This window comes from Actinomyces sp. 565, from assembly GCF_010365615.1.
In the GTDB taxonomy this organism is placed as follows: Bacteria; Actinomycetota; Actinomycetes; order Actinomycetales; family Actinomycetaceae; genus Actinomyces.
In genome coordinates this window covers 30,327-47,052 of sequence record NZ_PIZD01000004.1, presented here as the reverse complement: position 1 = coordinate 47,052, position 16,726 = coordinate 30,327, and the positions used below count along the sequence as shown (strand labels likewise).

The 16,726-nt window shown below is 69.1% G+C and carries 12 protein-coding genes; 6 read left to right on the top strand and 6 right to left on the bottom strand.

Translation table 11 applies throughout. From position 1 onward, the window contains the following. Positions 1 to 44 precede the first annotated feature (44 nt). Positions 45 to 500: an FHA domain-containing protein gene (locus GZ997_RS01055; RefSeq protein WP_161924020.1), complete on the bottom strand. Its 456-nt coding sequence runs from the start codon at positions 498 to 500 to the stop codon at positions 45 to 47. Positions 501 to 668: 168 nt separating this feature from the next. After that, positions 669 to 2,153 carry an NADP-dependent phosphogluconate dehydrogenase gene (gndA, locus tag GZ997_RS01050; protein ID WP_162678511.1) on the bottom strand — a complete coding sequence of 495 codons (1,485 nt, stop codon included), beginning with the start codon at positions 2,151 to 2,153 and terminating at the stop codon, positions 669 to 671. Positions 2,154 to 2,481: 328 nt separating this feature from the next. On the opposite strand from gndA, the gene zwf reads away from it, so the two are divergent. The 6 genes from zwf to GZ997_RS01020 all read left to right on the top strand — a co-directional run bounded on the left by zwf (position 2,482) and on the right by GZ997_RS01020 (position 8,443). Then, entirely contained in the window at positions 2,482 to 4,002 is a 1,521-nt protein-coding gene (gene zwf, locus GZ997_RS01045) for a glucose-6-phosphate dehydrogenase (RefSeq protein WP_306823065.1), read from the top strand. Next, positions 3,999 to 4,991: a glucose-6-phosphate dehydrogenase assembly protein OpcA gene (locus tag GZ997_RS01040; protein ID WP_162678509.1), complete on the top strand. Its 993-nt coding sequence runs from the start codon at positions 3,999 to 4,001 to the stop codon at positions 4,989 to 4,991. The genes zwf and GZ997_RS01040 overlap by 4 nt, the downstream gene beginning before the upstream one ends. Then, a complete protein-coding gene (pgl, locus tag GZ997_RS01035; RefSeq protein WP_162678508.1) occupies positions 4,991 to 5,776 on the top strand; it encodes a 6-phosphogluconolactonase in 786 nt (261 codons plus the stop codon). The genes GZ997_RS01040 and pgl overlap by 1 nt, the downstream gene beginning before the upstream one ends. A gap of 129 nt (positions 5,777 to 5,905) precedes the next feature. After that, a complete protein-coding gene (locus GZ997_RS01030) occupies positions 5,906 to 6,829 on the top strand; it encodes an aldo/keto reductase (RefSeq protein WP_162678507.1) in 924 nt (307 codons plus the stop codon). 24 nt (positions 6,830 to 6,853) lie between these two features. Further along, complete coding sequence (locus GZ997_RS01025; protein WP_162678506.1) at positions 6,854 to 7,897, top strand: HNH endonuclease family protein; 1,044 nt, start codon at positions 6,854 to 6,856, stop codon at positions 7,895 to 7,897. Positions 7,898 to 8,056: 159 nt separating this feature from the next. Next, complete coding sequence (locus GZ997_RS01020) at positions 8,057 to 8,443, top strand: S4 domain-containing protein (RefSeq protein ID WP_237564378.1); 387 nt, start codon at positions 8,057 to 8,059, stop codon at positions 8,441 to 8,443. 134 nt (positions 8,444 to 8,577) lie between these two features. Here GZ997_RS01020 and GZ997_RS01015 read toward each other — a convergent pair whose 3' ends face one another. From GZ997_RS01015 to GZ997_RS01000, 4 genes are all read right to left on the bottom strand, one after another. Continuing rightward, positions 8,578 to 9,447 carry a Cof-type HAD-IIB family hydrolase gene (locus GZ997_RS01015; protein WP_308807256.1) on the bottom strand — a complete coding sequence of 290 codons (870 nt, stop codon included), beginning with the start codon at positions 9,445 to 9,447 and terminating at the stop codon, positions 8,578 to 8,580. Positions 9,448 to 9,509: 62 nt separating this feature from the next. Beyond that, entirely contained in the window at positions 9,510 to 10,511 is a 1,002-nt protein-coding gene (bsh, locus tag GZ997_RS01010; protein WP_162678505.1) for a choloylglycine hydrolase, read from the bottom strand. 457 nt (positions 10,512 to 10,968) lie between these two features. Beyond that, positions 10,969 to 14,388: a DUF499 domain-containing protein gene (locus GZ997_RS01005; protein ID WP_162678504.1), complete on the bottom strand. Its 3,420-nt coding sequence runs from the start codon at positions 14,386 to 14,388 to the stop codon at positions 10,969 to 10,971. Position 14,389: 1 nt separating this feature from the next. Continuing rightward, complete coding sequence (locus GZ997_RS01000; protein ID WP_203233857.1) at positions 14,390 to 16,702, bottom strand: DUF1156 domain-containing protein; 2,313 nt, start codon at positions 16,700 to 16,702, stop codon at positions 14,390 to 14,392. Positions 16,703 to 16,726: the final 24 nt, after the last annotated feature.

Sequence of the window (16,726 nt, the reverse complement as noted above, 5' to 3'; positions counted from 1 at the left end):
GCCCGCGGTGTTTTCCGCGGCTGCGCGGCGGGCGGCGGCGCCGGTCACTGTGCAGCCCGCTGGGGTGCGGGGTGATAAGTCATTCTGTACTTACCGATCTGGACCTCGTCACCCGCGCGCAGTGCGGCATGCTCCACCCGCTGCCTATTGACGTAGGTGCCGTTGAGAGAGCCCTGGTCACGCACTGCGAAGCCCCCGGAGGGCAGGGCGGTGAACACCGCGTGCTTGCGGGAGACGGTGACGTCGTCGAGGAAGATGTCGGCGCGAGGGTGCCGACCCACCGTCGTCTCGGCAGTCTCGGCCGAGTCGAGCAGGAAGCGGGCTCCCGTGGTCGGACCCTGCTGCACCAGCAGCAAAGCGGTACCGGGTGGCAGGGCCGCGATGGCGGCGCGATCCTGCGGTGAGACGGCCACGGCGGGCAGCTCGGGCTCCAGCGGGGCGCCGACGGCCCCGAAGGCCTGGGTCGAGGTGGGATCCGGTTCCATCGGCGTACTCGACATCTGTTCCCCTCCGGTCGGGCGGTGCCGTATGCACCGCTGTGGCTACACCATACCGTTGCACCATTGCCCGGTCGCAATGCGTGGCGCATGAACGCGCGGGCGCCTGCACCCGGCCCGTGGGCTCCGTAGGGGCGCAGGGGGTCCAGGATCCGCCCGCGCCCCTACGCGTCAGTTCCACTTCTGCTCGGCGCGGCCGGGTTCCGCCCACAGTACGTGGTAGACCCCCTCGGGATCATCAACCCTGTGGTACGTGTGAGAGCCGAAGAAGTCGCGCTGCCCCTGAATGAGCGCTGCGGGCAGGCGCTCGGACCGCAACTGGTCCACATATGCCAGTGAGGCCGCGAAGGCCGGTGCGGGTACCCCCGCCAGGGCGGCAGCGGAGACCACCTGACGCCAGGCCGGCAGGGCGCCGCGCAGCGCGTCCGCGAAGGTGGGCGCGGTCAGCAGACTGGGCAGTTGCGGCTCAGCCTCGTAGGCGCGGGTGATGTCATCCAGGAAGCGGGCGCGGATGATGCAGCCGCCCCGCCAGATGCGCGCCATGGCACCCAGGTCCACATTCCAATCGTGCTGGGCGGAGGCGGTGGCGATTTCGTCGAAGCCCTGGGCGTAGGCGGCGATCTTGGAGCCGTACAGGGCCTGCCGCACGGCGTCGACGAAGGCATCTCGCTCGGGCCCCGCGGCCAGACCCGGCGCGTTGGTTCCCGCATTCAGCCCGGCGGCCTGCACGACCGCCCGCTGCGCGGACGCTGAGGAGGCGGCCCGCGCGAAGGTTGCCTCGGCGATGGCGGGCACGGCCACACCCAGCTCCAGCGCCGTCTGGGTGGTCCACGCACCGGTGCCCTTCTGCCCGGCGGCGTCCACGATCACGTCGACGAAGGGCGCACCGGTGGCCGGGTCGACCCGGTCCAGGACCTCCGCCGTGATGTCGATCAGATAGGAGTCCAGCTCGGAACGCTTCCAGGCGCGGAACACCTCCGCGATCTCGGGCACGCTCATGCCGGCCACGCGGCGCAGCAGATCGTAGGCCTCGGCGATCAGCTGCATGTCCGCATACTCAATGCCGTTGTGGACCATCTTTACGAAGTGGCCGGCACCGCCGGGGCCCACGTGGGTGCAGCAGGGCACGCCGTCGACCTGGGCGGCGATGGACTCCAGCAGCGGGCCGAGCCGCTCGTAGGAGGCGGCAGTTCCACCAGGCATGATCGAGGGGCCTAGCAGAGCTCCTTCCTCCCCGCCGGACACGCCCATGCCCACGAAGTGAATGCCCTGTTCGCGCAGGGAGGCCTCGCGGCGCTCAGTGTCGCGGAAGAAGGTGTTGCCGGCGTCCACGATGATGTCTCCCGGCTCCAGCAGCTCGCGCAGCTGTTCGATGACGGCCTCGGTTCCGGCGCCGGCCTGCACCATGATGATGACCGCGCGCGGACGGCGCAGGGAGGCGACGAATGCGGCCGGGTCGGCCGCGGGCACGAAGTCCCCCTCGCCCCCGTGGGAGTCGATGAGGCGCTCGGTACGCGCCGCCGTGCGGTTGTACACGGCCACAGAGTGCCCGTGGCGGGCGAGGTTGCGCGCGAGGTTGGCACCCATCACCCCCAACCCGTACACACCGATGTCGGCGGATGCTGGCTGCGGGGCGAACTGGCTGGCTGAGGTCATCTATGGCCCTTCCCGCCCGGCACGAGGACGGGCTGGCTGTTGCTGCGGGTGGCGTCGGGACGGCGTGCGGCAGCGCACCGTTGATGGCGCCGACACTACCGCCACTGGCGGCCGCCTGCGGACACTGCGCGGGTCAACCGCCTAGAGTGGGACGGCGATGCCGCACCATCCACCTGGCCCGGGGCCCGCTCCGGCACCGGCACCGCCCCACGACGGACGACAGGAAGGTCCTCATACAACCGTGGATGCCTCCGACAACCCGACCCTCAACCCGCTCGGGGCGAGTTCGCCCCTGGCGGCCGGCGCGGCCGGACCGCAGGACAACCCGCTGCTGGATCCACGCGACCTGCGCCTACCGCGCATCGCCGACCCGTGCGTGCTGGTCATGTTCGGCATTACCGGCGATCTGGCCCGCCGCAAGCTACTGCCGGCCATCTACGACCTGGCCAACCGCGGCCTGCTGTCCCCCAGCTTCTCGCTGGTGGGACTGGGACGGCGCAGCTGGTCCGCCGACGACATGCGCGCCTACGTCGCCGACGCGGTCCGAGCCGGCGCCCGCACCCCCTGGCGGCAGGCGATCTGGGATCAGCTGGCGGCAGGCATGCGCTTCGTCGAGCTGGCCTCCTTCGATGACGCCGCAGCCTACGACCGTCTCACCCGCACCGTTGCCGACCTGGACGCGACCCGGGGCACCGGCGGCAACCGCGCCTTCTACCTCTCGGTTCCCCCGGCCTGGTTCTCCGCGGTCACCGAGCGCGTGGCCGCCTCCGGGCTGGTGGACGAGGTACCGGGCTCCTGGCGGCGAGTCATCATCGAGAAGCCCTTCGGTCACAACCGCGCCAGCGCACAGGAGCTGGACGCCGTCGTGTCCCGGATCGTGCGCCCCGACGACGTCTTCCGCGTCGACCACTACCTGGGCAAGGAGACGGTGCAGAACATCCTGGCACTGCGCTTCGCCAACACCATGTTCGAGCCGCTGTGGAACCAGCGGTACGTGGACCACGTACAGATCACCATGGCGGAGGACATCGGCATCGGTACCCGCGCCGGCTACTACGACACGATCGGCTCGGCACGCGACGTCATCCAGAACCACCTGCTGCAGCTGCTGGCCCTGACCGCCATGGAGGAGCCCATCAGCATGCGCGCACCCGCCATCCGCTCCGAGAAGGAGAAGGTGCTGGCCGCCGTGAGGCTGGAGCGGGCCGGCGTCCTCGACCTGGACGCAACCACGGCTCGCGGACGCTATGAAGCCGGCTTCCAGGGCGGCGTACCCGTGCGCGGGTACCTGGAGGAGGACGGCGTCACCGACGACTCCCGCACCGAGACCTTCGCCGCGGTGCGGCTGGAGATCGCCAACCGGCGCTGGGCGGGCGTGCCCTTCTACCTGCGCACCGGAAAGCGCCTGGCCCGCCGGGTGACGGAGGTGGCGGTGGTTTTCAAGCGGCCTCCCTTCCTGCCCTTCACCGACGCGGCCACGGCCGGGCTGGGCGCCAACACGATCGTGCTGCGCATCCAGCCCGACGAGGGCATCACCATGCGCATGGCCTCGAAGGTTCCCGGCACCCAGATGGAGCTGCGCGACGTAACCATGAACTTCGGCTACGGCGCCTCCTTCAACGAGGAGTCACCCGAGGCCTACGAGCGGCTCATTCTGGATGCGCTGCTCGGCGACGCCCCGCTGTTCCCGCAGCAGCGCGAGGTGGACCTGTCCTGGCGGATCCTGGACCCGGTGATCGAGCACTGGGCCGGGAATGGGGAGCCGGAGGGCTACCGTCCCGGCTCCTGGGGGCCGCCCTCGGCCCATGACCTGCTCGCCCGCGACGGCCGCGCTTGGAGGCGCTCATGATCATCAACCTCACCGAGACCACAACCGACGAGATCGTCTCCACGCTCCTGTCCGAGGGCGTAAGCAGCGGCTCACGCGTCCTGACACTGGTGATCGACACCGACCGCGACGGTCTGGAGGAGGCCCTGGTGGCCGCCCACGGGGCCAGCCTGGACCATCCCTGCCGCGTGGTCGCGGTCGTGTCCCCGCAGTCCGGTGGCCGTGACGACGCCGATGAGGCCCGGCGCCACAATGGGCGCGGTCCCGGCGGCGCGGTCGGCCATCTGGACGCCGAGATCCGGCTCGGGCACGACGCCGGCGCCGGCGAGACGCTGGTGCTGTATCCGGAGGGTGAGGCGGCACGCCACGCCGACACCCTGGTGGTGCCCTTCCTCCTGCCCGACGTCCCCGTGGTGACCTGGTGGCCGGATACGCCGCCTGTGCGCCCGGCCACGAGCCCGCTCGGGGCGCTGGCCACCACCCGCATTACCAATACCCCCTCCCAGCCGGACCCGTCTGCGGCGCTCGCAGCCCTGGCCCCGGAGTACACGCGCGGCGACATTGACCTGGCCTGGACACGTATCACCCTGTGGCGCGGCATGGTCGCCTCGACCCTGGACTCGGTGCTGTGCGCCGGGTCGGTCCGGGGAGTCGTCGTGGCCGGGGAGCCGCGCAACTCCTCGGTCTCCCTCATGATCCGCTGGCTGCGGCTGCGCCTGGGGGTCGAGGTGGAGCGGGTCGATGCCCCGGAGATCCCCGGCATCGCCACCATCACGGTACGCACGGACTCCGGCGAGCTGGTGATCACCCGCAAGGACTACGAGCGCGTGGTGATCACGCGCCCCGGTGCCCAGCGCCCACAGGTCGTGACCATGGCCCGCCGCGAGCCGGTGGCCACCATGAGCGAGGAGCTGCGCCGCCTGAGCCCCGACCTGGTATACGAGGAGGTCCTGGCGACCTTCGCGGAGGACCACGCCGCAATCACCACCACGCACGAAGGAAGCCGCTGATGACCACCATCGATGCCGCCGCCGTCAATGCGGCCGCGGACGCCCGCCCCCGCCCGTCCGTCGTCGTCCACGACTCCATGGCTAAGGCGGCTGCTGCCGCCGCCGCGCAGACCGCGCAGCTGCTTTCCGACGCCGTAGCCGAACGGGGCGTCGGCCACCTGGTCCTGACCGGCGGGTCGGGCGGTGAGGCGCTCGCCGCCGCGCTGCCCGCCGCGCTGGCAGCCGCCGGCCTCACACCCGCGCACGGCCTGGATCGCCTGCACCTGTGGGAGGGCGACGAGCGCTTCGTGCCGGCCGGCCACCCGGACCGCAACGACCTGCAGGTGACGGCGCTGGTGGCCGCCGGAATCCCGGAGGCGAATGTGCACCGGCTGCCTGGCCCCGAGCAGGTGGACTGCGTCGACGCAGCGGCAGAGGCGCTGGCCGAGGCACTGCGGGAGCACGGCCCTGCCGGCGGGCGCTTCGACGTCGTCCACGTGGGGCTGGGGCCGGATGCGCACGTGTGCTCACTGTTCCCGGGGCACCCAGACGCGCCCACCACCGGCACGGACGTGATCGCGGTGCATGACTCCCCCAAGCCGCCGCCCGAGCGCGTGTCCTTCACCTTCGACGTACTGCACCGGGCGCGCCAGGTAATGGTGGTCGCCGGAGGAGCAGGCAAAGTGGAGGCAGTCACCAAGGGCCTGGCCCGCCCCGACGTCGTCGCCGCCCCGGCCTCCTGCGCCCGCGGCGAGGGCACGGTCTGGCACCTGGATCGCGCGGCCGCCGCCGGTGTCCCCGCCTGATCCGCGGATCGTGCGCATGGACGCCCACCGGCAACCACAGGCCAGGTCCGCGGCGTATCCCAGCGTCCGGCTGGGGACAGGGATGGTCCTCCCCTGGTCACCGGCACAGTCGTCAAGTACCGTGTTTGTATGAGAATTCAACCAATTGGCTCGTCCGACCTGACCGCCTCCAATATCATCCTCGGCCTGATGCGCATCAAGGATCTCAGCGACGCCGAGATCCGCACCCTGGTGGGAACGGCCCGCGACGCCGGTATCACCATGTTCGACCACGCCAATATCTACGGCCGCGACCACGCCTGCGAGGAGCGCTTCGGCTCGGCCCTGAACTGGTCGGCCGCCGAGCGCGAGCAGGTGGTGCTGCAGACCAAGTGTGGTATCCGCTGGGGCTGGTTCGACTTCTCCACCGAGCACATCCTCCAGTCCGTTGACGCCTCCCTCAAGGCGCTGCACACCGACTACCTGGACGTGCTGCTGCTGCACCGTCCCGATGCGCTGGTCGAGCCCGAGGAGGTCGCCGCCGCCTTCGACTCGCTCGCCGCCTCCGGGAAGGTGCGGCACTTCGGCGTCTCCAACCACACGCGCGGCCAGCTGGAGCTGCTGCGCGCCACGGTGGACCAGCCGCTGCTCGTCAACCAGCTGCAGCTGTCCCTGACGCACGCGGACATGATTGCCGAGGGTGTGGCCCTGAACATGCGCCACGACCAGTCGGTGGTGCGCACCGACGGCATCCTCGACTACTGCCGCCTTACCAGCACCACCGTTCAGGCCTGGTCCCCCTTCCAGTCCGGTGACGGCTCCGGCCCGTTCCTGGGCAACCGGGAGCGCTACGCCGAGCTCAACGACGTCGTGGACCGCCTGGCTGCCGAGTACGGCGTGGCCCCGGAGGCGATTGCCACCGCCTGGATCACCCGCCACCCTGCCCGTATTCAGGTGGTGCTGGGCACCACCCGGCCGGACCGGGTCCAGGCCGCGGCCGCCGGCTCCGAGCTGGAGCTGACACGCGAGCAGTGGTACGAGGTCTTCCGCTCGGCCGGGTACATCGTTCCCTGAGCCGCCACCCGGGCGCGAACACGCATGTTGACGCCGTCCCGCCTGGCTGCTGGAGCACTGGCCGCCGCCCTCGCCCTGGCACCGTGCGGGGCTGCGTCGGCCGCGGATACGGCCGATGCGCCCGGCCCGGCCGGCACGGCCGAGGTGCTCTGGGACGAGCGGGATATGTTGGTGCTCTCCGCGGCCTCTGCACTGGCGGCCCTGGAGGAGCTGCCGGAGGACGCACCCGCCACTGTCTCCTGGGGTGAGGGCGGCTCGCGCACCGGCTGGTTCGGCCGCGCCTGGACCGACGTCGACGGGGACGGCTGCGACACCCGCAATGAGATCCTGGCCCGGGACCTGGACGACGTGGACTTCTCCCGCCAAGAAGGCGTCCAGGGCCGCGATGCCGGACGCGGACAGGGCGCCGCGGTCTGCCCGGATGCGACTGTCTGGTCCGGCACCCTGCGCGACCCCTACACCGGTTCCGTGATTGCCTTTCAGCGCGGCCAGGACACTTCCGATGCGGTGCAGATCGACCACGTGATCCCGCTGAACTACCTGTACGCGCACGGGGCCTGGCAGTGGGACGAGCGCAAGCGCCTGCTGGTTGCCAACGACCCGCTGAACCTGCTGGCGGTGGACGGTGCCGCAAATCAGGACAAGTCCAATTGCGGGCCGGCCACCTGCCCGGCCGGCTCCACCGAGACGGGCACCTGGAGCACCGCCACCGAGCCCGGCTGGTGGCCGCCGGATACCACGTATCGCTGCGAGTACGCCCAGCGCTTCGTAAGCGTGGCCGCCGTTTACGGGCTCGGCCTGCCCGACGCCGATGCCCAGGCGCTGCGCCAGACCCTCACGGACTGCGCGGCCGGCGGAGACGGCGTCGTCTCGGTGCCCGAGCGCGTTCGCGGTGTTGGTGCCCGGGTGGGGCAAACGGTGCTGTCCGACCGCGTCTACGCGCTGGTGTGCGCCGTCGGCGCACTGCTTATTGGGCTCGGGCTGGTGGCCCGCGGCCGGGCCGCCCTGCACGTCGTGGGTGACCGCCGTCCGCGCCGGCACCGCCCCCATTCTCACCGAGGTCGGTAGACGTTACGTGCCGAGGTCGGTATAAGTGGCACCGGGGTTCGCCACCTGAACTGATCATCTAGGATCAGTCACGTGGCGAATACGCAAGCGGGCCGAGCGGCAGGAAGCGAGGACCGGAGCGCTCCAGACGCCAACGCTCCGGCGTCGGCGCGCGTTGACGTGTGGCTGTGGAGCGTGCGGCAGGTCAAGTCCCGCTCCGCCGCGACCGCGGCATGCCGCGCCGGCCACGTACGCATCAACGGCGAGACCGCCAAGCCCTCCCAGCACGTGAAGGTGGGCGACGAGATCCGCTACCGGGTGCAGGGATTCGACCGGCTGTTGCGCGTGCAGCGCATCCTGGTCAAGCGGGTGGGCGCTCCGGTCGCCCGCACCGCCTACACCGACTTCTCTCCCCCGCGGCCCACACCCCTGGACGCCCCGGCTGCGATTGTGCGGGACCGCGGCGCCGGTCGGCCTACCAAGAAGGAGCGCCGCCAGCTGGAGGCGCTGCGCGCCACACGGAACTCCGCAGTCGACATTGAGCATCTGCTTGATCAGGACAGATGAAGGCCACCCGCCCACGCTCCGCCCGCGCCGCCCTGGGCGCAGCTGCCATGCGGGACTTGCGCGGCGAGGTGGTCGCCGCATTGGGTGACGCGCCGGCTGCGAGCGGCCCGACACCCGCAGTCCGGCAGCCGCCCTCAGCCCAGGCGCTCGAGCAGGGCGTCGACGGTGCGTAGCACGCCACCCTCCGTATTTGCCGGGGCGGTCCAGTGCGCGACGGCCTGAATACCGGGATGGGCGTTGGCCATGGCGAAGGACAGCTCGGCATGTTCGTACATGTCCAGGTCGTTGAGATAGTCGCCGAAGACCGCCGTCTGCGCCGGCGTGATGCCCAGGCGCGTCTGCAGGGCTGCCAGGGCCCGGCCCTTGGAGGCGGTAGGCGGCATGAGGTCGGTCCAGTGCACCCCGGAGACGACGGCCTGCACATCCGGCACGGCCGCCTTCAGTGCCTGCGAGCTGCCGGCCTCGACGTCGCCGAAGTCGTAGACGGCCACCTTCAGCGTCCGGTTAAGCGGCACCGCGAGTAGGTCGTCGACGACCTCCAGCTCCCGGTAGTAGCGGGAGACCTCCTCCACGAAGGGCGGGTCCTGCCGGTCGATGTAGGCGCATTCCACTCCTGCCATGACGGCGCCTACGTTGTAGCCGTCGATGCCCAGATCGCGGGTAGTGGAGATGGCGGCGACCGTGTCATTCACGGATATCGTCTCGCAGTGGATGACCTCGTCGTCCTGGACCACCAGGGTGCCGTTCTCGGCGATGATCGGCGAGTGCGCGATCGGCTCGCCCAGCACTGTGCGCAGATTGGCGAGCTGGCGCCCGGAGGCGGGGGTGAACAGGACTCCCTGTGCGCGCAGCCGTGCCACCGTATCGGCGAATCCCGCCGGTAGCAGGCCGTCGCCGTCGAGCAGGGTGCCGTCCATATCAGAGACGACCAGTCTCAAGTCGACGGGGGCGGGCGGCAGCGGGGACGGTCCGGCGGCGTAGCCGGGTGCGTTAGTTGGCTTCACGGTGCCGATTGTTACAGACCGACGGACTTTGTTGAACTTGCGAGGGCAGACGAACCGGGCGCCTAGGCATGCTCGGCGGGCTCACGCTCCAGACCGGGGTGCCACGGTGCGGGCACGGGCTCCAGCAGGCCGGCTGCCGCCGCGTCGGTGAAGTCGGCCAGGCTCACGCTCCGCAGCGCCGGGTCCTCGTAAGTCGAGTAGTAGTAGGTGCCTGTGCGCGCGGAGAAGCAGCCGGTGTACAGCGTGCGCTCGTAGGCGCCGTCGGCCATGAGCGCGGCCCCGTCCACCATGGAGACGTTACCCAGGGTGTGGAACATCCGGGAGACATTTTCCGCCTCATTGTCCTTGACCGGGTAATGTGCGTTCAGGAATGCCGCCTTGGCGAACCTCGACGGCGAGTAATAGTCACCGGGAATGCCGCGCATGCCGGCGCCGGACCCGAAGGGCACGAGCTCGGCGTCGCGCCAGTGGGCGGCGTTGGGCAGGGAACCGTCGGCTGTGATGAAGGTGCGCAGGTTTTCCAAGTGCCAGTCGAAAGCGGGCTGGTTGGCCAGGGTGTCGACCGGGTTGTGGTGAATGTGCATGCCGTCCTTCATGTATTCCACCACGATGCTGCGCGTGCCGTCCCCGATTATCCAGTGCAGCAGGGAGACGCCGAGGCCATCACCGACCGGCTTGGCCACGAGCGCGGTATTTGTCAGCGCCGCCTCCGCTTCGTCGACGCTGGTGAAGTTAGCGGCGATCCACAGCGGGAACTCGTAGGCGGCCACATTGGTCTTGCCGACAACCGGTCCGTCCTGGTAGCAGGCGTAGCCGGGGAAGTTCAGCCCGGCGACGGCCAGGCCGGCTTCGTTGCCGCAGTCGAAGTACAGCGGATAGCCCTCAAGGACGATGCCCATACCGATCACTGCGTGCGCGGCCGGAGCGCCATCACCGAACGCCGAGCGGATCATAAGGCCCCGCGGCACGACGACGATGCGCTCGCCGAAGGACGTGCTCCAGTCCAGATTGCGCCCGAAGTACATATTGCCTTCGCTGTCCGTGAACCTGATCGCCGTACACATAGCAGCCTCTTTCCGTGTGCGAGCGTTGACAAAGTATTGACTGAACGGCGTCGGCCGGGCGCCTGGAAAAAATATAGTACGCCGCTCTAGTAAATGTGCGAGATGTCGCCAACTCGATACGGCAGGCACCTTGTCTGGGAAAATAATGAAATTGGGCTGCGGTTTTCCGGGGTACAGTTACAGTTAAACAACTACGCCTTGCGCTGCTGTCAGATCGCTGCTTACCAGGTACGCCGGGAACACGCTTGAGCACGGAGCGTGGCCCACGAGCAGATTGATGCGGCGTTGAACGATTCGGCCTACACCGGCCTACGCTACTGTATTCACTGCGGTTCGACCTGAGTTCGGCCTCCAATTCAGCGATCCGTGCGCGAACCAGTCAGCCGGCCGCGATGACCGCCGCCGACTGACTGGTCAGGCTACCTAGGTTGCCGCCCGCGTCGTTCCCGTCGTCTTGTCACTCAGCCTCGAAACCCTGGGAGTCGAACTTCAGGGTGCGGGCGTTCTCGCTGATGGTGCGCACGTCGGACTCATGGAATCCACCGGGCTTGGTGGCCTCAATGTCGATGGTGATCTTCAGTTGCGCACCTGTTCCGGCGAGACGGTCGATCACCTCGCGGGTGACCGTGCCGATGTCACGGCCATACCGCTCCGGATCGACGGTGACGTATCCGAAGAACCGGGTTGGCCCCGTCTCCGTGTCCGGCTCACCGGTGCCGGACGAGCCGCCGGCCTTCCCGCCGCCTATGCGGTGGCGTGAGTCAGACGTGTCGCCGCGGTCGGCTCGACTCTGCCCTGATTCGGTAGAGGTCGGCTTCGAATCCGGCCTAGTTGTTGCCGACGACGCAACTGCGGCCCGGTCGGCGTCGAGCTGTAGCTGCGCCTTGGCCGCATCAACCAGCAGCGTGGAGTCGGTGACCTCAATGCGGGCATCGGCCTGGGGCGGGATGATCAGCCCCCGGTACCTTCCGTTCTCCGCGTCCTTGCCGGAGGCGACGGCAAAGCGCTCGTCCCCGACGAGGACGGCGTCGACACAGCGGCGGATGCAGTCGTCCAGCACGCTGCGGCGGACCAGCCGCGGCAGGTACGGGTAGCGGGTCAGGTAGCCCCACAGTTCCCCCACGCTCAGTTCGCCATCCCGCTCCCACACTTCCTTTAGTTCGCTGTGGAGCATGACTCCGAGGAAGGACGCACCGAGTTCGGTGACGAGCTGCTCCTCCCGGCGGAGCTTCAGGCCGACGCGCTCGGCCAGCGAGCCACTGCCGGAATCGGGAATCCTGGTGACCTCGACTTCGAAGGGGGCGGTGGCGACGGGCTGGTAGGGATAGAGCGCCCACTGGTAGGTTCCGCGCAGACGGTCCTCAACGGTCTGATTCAGCCGCGTCAGCTCCTCGCTGACCTGCTGGTTCTGCTGGGCCGAAAGGTTCAGTGACTCGGTGTTCGCCTGCACCTGCCTCCAGCCCAGGTAGCTGCGGGTGGCGGCCTCCAGGGAGGCGAGCTCAGCGGCGTCGGCCAGCAGGAACACCAGGGCGTTTCGGTGCGTGCGCTGGGCAGCGCCCCTGGCCTCGATGGCCTCATGCACCCAGCGGTGCGACGGCGAGTCGGGGCCGTCCTGCTTGCTGCGGGCGTGGCGTGGGTGAACGACGACGAGCCGGGTCTCCTCCAAGTCGGGGATCTCCGCGCTGGAGGCGGGTGCCAGGTGCACCCGGTCGAAGACGCCGCGGGCACGGTCCTGGCCGGCCAGGCGCCGGACGATCTCGTTCCACACTAGTTCCTCGTCCTCGCGCAGCCGCTCGGCGTAGTCGTTGGCGGTCTTGGTCAAGGACGGGCTGGTGTCGAACCAGTAGTGCCCCTGATCCTGGTAGAAGTAGGTGGAGCGCTGGGCCAGCGCCTCCACGGCGCTGCCGAAATTGCCCAGCACGTCTCCGGGCACGGCTGTGCCTAGCCATACGTACGGCTTGTCGATCCCCTTGTGGGCCGAGCCGGTCCGCGGTGCCGCCCCGAGGAACACGGTGCGGGCGACGCGCCGAGTGATGAAGCGCGAGCCCAGGCTCGTGCGCTCATTGTCGATCGCCTGGGCGGTGGAGGCCGGGCCGTCAATGTCCGAGTCGATCACCGGCTTCCAACGATCCTCCAGATACTGGGTGAGGTCGGTGTTGACGGTGGTCGCACTCAGGGGCACGTTGCCGGGCAGGATCAGTGGCGAGGCGTCCTGCGAGGCCCACAGTTCATGAACCACGGAGGAGACGAGTTTGAGCACGCCGCGGGTGCGCTGGAAGCGCTCCAGGGTGGACCAGTCCTCATACAGACGGTCCAGTAGTTCGGGGTGCAGCGGGTAAGAGGCGCGGATGCGCTTGTCGTAGTCGTCGTCTGGTCCGGACGCCTCCCGAGGAAACAGGGCGGGCGCACTGCGGTAGACGTTCACGAACGCACGGGCCGTGGTCCGGATGGCCTGGTGGCCCTCGGCGTCGGGCTCCTGGAACAGGCGGCGCCGCACGATCTCGAAGGACTCGTCCCGGCTGGAGGGGCGCCACTGGTCGGCCACCCGACGGATCACGTTCTGCAGCCGTTGCAGGGCGAGGTGCCCGTTCTCGCCACCGATCTCAATGTCGCTGCCGCGCCCGTCCGGGCCGGAGTCCGACGCCGGGATGGAGACCACCAGCATGGTGCCCGGTATGGAGCGCACCACCTCGGTCAGTGACTGGGCGAAGGTGAACTGGGTGTCGAAGGCGCCCGCCGGGAGCTCTTTGTCGGTGAGCAACTGGCGGGCGTAGGCCACCCACTCGTCGATGAGTATCAGCGCGGGCGTGTAGCGGCGCAGGAGTGTCGCCAGGGAGTCGCCGGGGTTGGTGCCGGTGCGGTCGGCGTCGGCGATGATGTCGTAGGCCTCGCGGCCACCGAGCTGCCAGGCGAGCTCGCCCCACAGGGTGCGCACCTGCGTGCCGTCGTCCTTTACCTGCGGGGAGCCCGCCTGCAGGTAGGTGCCCACCAGGGCGACGCGGTGAACCTTGAGCCCAGCCGGATCGGGGTTGCCCGCGTCCGCCAGCAGGTCCTGCAGGTCCTGTGGGAGCTTCTGGGCGCTGGTATCGCCGAACAGGTGGTAGAGGGCGAGCATGGAGTGGGTCTTGCCGCCGCCGAAGTTCGTCTGCAGGTTGATGACGGGGCTGGCGCCGGCGTCGCCGCCGAGCCGGCGCACCGCCCGGGTCAGCAGATCGCGCAGGCCCTCGGTGAGGTAGGTGCGGGAGAAGAACTCCACCGGGTCCGCGTACTCGCTGCCGACGGCCTGCCCGGTGGCCACCTGGTGCAGGTCGGCGGCGAACTCGGAGGCGGTGAACTTGCCGCTGGCTACGTCCGGGTGGGGGCGGATGACCTCGCGCCAGGGCCGCAGGCCGTTGCCGCTCACCGTGGTCTTGGTGACGCGCTTGACCTGCTGGCGGGTCTGGGCCTCGTACACGGTGCGCTGCAGGGTGGCGTGCATCTTGTGGACGTCGGCGGCGGAGTCGACGGCGTCCACGGCCCGCAGCAGCCGCTCGGTGGTGTCCAGTGCGCGCAGGGTGTCCTCGGAGCTGAACTTCTCGCCGTGCGCCCACTGGTTGCGGGTCTCGCGCAGTTCGGAGGCGAAGCTCTGCTGGGCGCGGGAGAGCGCATTCCTGAACTCGTAGCCGTGCTCGTTGATGGCGCGCAGCAGCACCATCGGGTCGTCCTTGGAGATGGTGCGGGCAGGCCGCCCGTGTTTGGCTGCGTCACGGGCCGCCCAGGCGGTGGGCCAGTCGGCGGTGCCGAAGACCTGGGCCATGACCGGATCGACCGTGTCGATGAGTCCCTCGGCGAGCAGTTCGAAGGCGCGGCCAACGTATTCCCGGTTGCTGAGTGCCATGTCAGTCCTCTCCGTTCATGTTGAAGCCGTCCTGTATAGCGGCGGGGGCGCTGGCGAGGCGGCGGGCCTTGCCGGTGATGTCTGCCCAGGCGGTTACCAGGCCGTTGAACAGGAGGGCGTCCTCGGTGTGATGCTGTTTCTCGGCCTCGTGGAAGAGGAGGAAGCCGAGTTCCTTGATGGAGTCCGGGCTGATGCGCCGCTGCGCCTGCGCGAGCAGCTGGGCGGTCCGTTCCACGCCTTCCTGGTTCATGACTGCGGCCAGGCGCACGGTGGCCTCCCAGATGCTGATGCGGTCGTCGGCCTCGGGGCTCCACTGCCCGTCCAGCTCTGAGGGCGTCAGCAGGCGGGCCTTGCCTCCGCGCGCCTGGAAGATGCCACCGCGTTCAAGGGCACCCAGGGAGGTATCGCAGCTGCGGGCCAGCTGGTCGGCCAGGCCTGCGCTGCCCTGCTCCCACCCGTACTGGCGGTACCAGCGGGTGGCGAAGCGCGTGTCCGGGTCGGTATCCGCCTCCTGCTCGCCGAGTACCTCGTCGAGGGTGGCGTTGATGAGGGTGAGGGCGTCGCCGACGGTCATATTCGTGCCGTCGGCCTCGCGCACGCGGGTGTAGCGGGAGAACACGGAGATGCCGGGGCCGATGGCGCCCTGGGCCAGGTCCACCGGGGCGACGGCGCCCTGCATGAGGGTGCGCAGGGCGCCCGGCAGTTCCGTCTTGAGCTGGGCCGTCAGGGCGCGGCGGGTGGTGGCCGGGGCGTCCGCGGGGCGGGGTCGGCAGGCCAGCACAATGGAGGAGGCCAGGGCATTGGTGCCCTGTGACAGCATCCGATTGTCCATCTCACTGCGCATGGGCCAGGTGGCGGTGATCTCCCAGCCCGCGTCGATGAGGCCCGCCAGCAGCGTGTGCCAGCCGGTGGAGGTGGTGCCACCCGCGGCGACGTCCTGCTGCTTGTAGGCGTAGTAGACGGTCATGGGTACGGCCGGGTTGGCGCCCTGGCGGATGCGGGCGAAGACCGCATTGAAGCCCTCGACGAAGAACTTGGCGGCGCCCTCCTTGCCGTCGTGCCGGTAGGGGTTGGCCACCAGCTCCTCGGCCTTGGGGGTGAGCATGGTACCGACCACCTCGGGGTGGATGTCGTGCAGGCAGCGGCGCAGCCAGACGTAGAAGAAGTCGGACAGGTCGGAGTAGCCGATATTGTCGTAATAGGGCGGATCGGTGGAGACGACCATGCCGTTGTAGGCGCGTCCCGTGGCGCTGATCTGCTTTGCCTCGCCGACGGCGGATGCTGGAGCGTGGATGAGGGCCTTCGCCACCCACGTGAGCTGGCCGAGAAAGTTACCTGAGGAACGTGAGAAGATGTTCGTCTCCGTGTAATCCCAAGTCATCGGAATCGCCTGACGGGTGAACAGGTGAGTTATCGTGTCACGAGTGGTGTGCCAGGTGCACAGCGCATTGCAGTAATCCGCCGTGCGACTGACGCCCAGCGCCAGGTAGGTGGCCACCGCATCGGCGTAGGCCTGCGCGCCGGTGCCGCCGTCCCTGAGTCGCTCCCCCGGAGGCATTCCTGCCGAAAGGGCGTCGGCGAGCACGCGCTCGCGCGCCTCCCCCACCAGGTCACTCAGTGTGGTCAGTGCCACCAACTGCCGGTTCGTGAACAGGTTAGAGAACTTGGTCAGTCCGTATGCCGGCGGTGAGAACCATCTTGGGTTCGTCGCAATATCGCCATCAGCATCAAGGACTGGCCTGGTCACATCAGATGCGGCTATCTGCTCATCGGACGGGGACAGGTACAGTCTCCCGCGTTCCCCTGCTGCTACCACCGCGATCAGGTGTGAACCGATTCTGCCCTCGCGGCCCTCTTGGCGAATGTAGTCGTAGTTGAAGGGTGTTCCGTCACCGACAGCCTTCGCACCCTTGCCGTGCTTGATGGTCCACGCCTGATCCCCCCGCGGCCCATTGGCGTTATGTATGACCTCGTAGTGGACTTGCCCGTCGCGGACGGTGGCCTTGATCCAGGCCTCGTGGCCCTTCTTCTTGCTCAGCCACCAGGAGTTGACCAGTGGTGTTTCGATGGGGTTGGCGGGGTTGGGGCTGCGTACCGTGCGCGCCCACTTCCAGGCGATCACGGTGTATTCCTTGCCGTCGGGTCCGGTCACCTTGGGGTAGAGGCGGCCGATGCGGCGCTGCGCCTCATCGCGCAGCCACTGCCCGTAGTGGCGGACGTCCTCGGCCAGGCCCTCGGCCCGCTGGTAGAAGTTCTGCTCGGCCCCGCCCGGGTGTGCCGGCTCCCGGCCGGAAAAGCGCGGTGGGATCTCCACCAGCGCCTTGTTTATAATTACGGA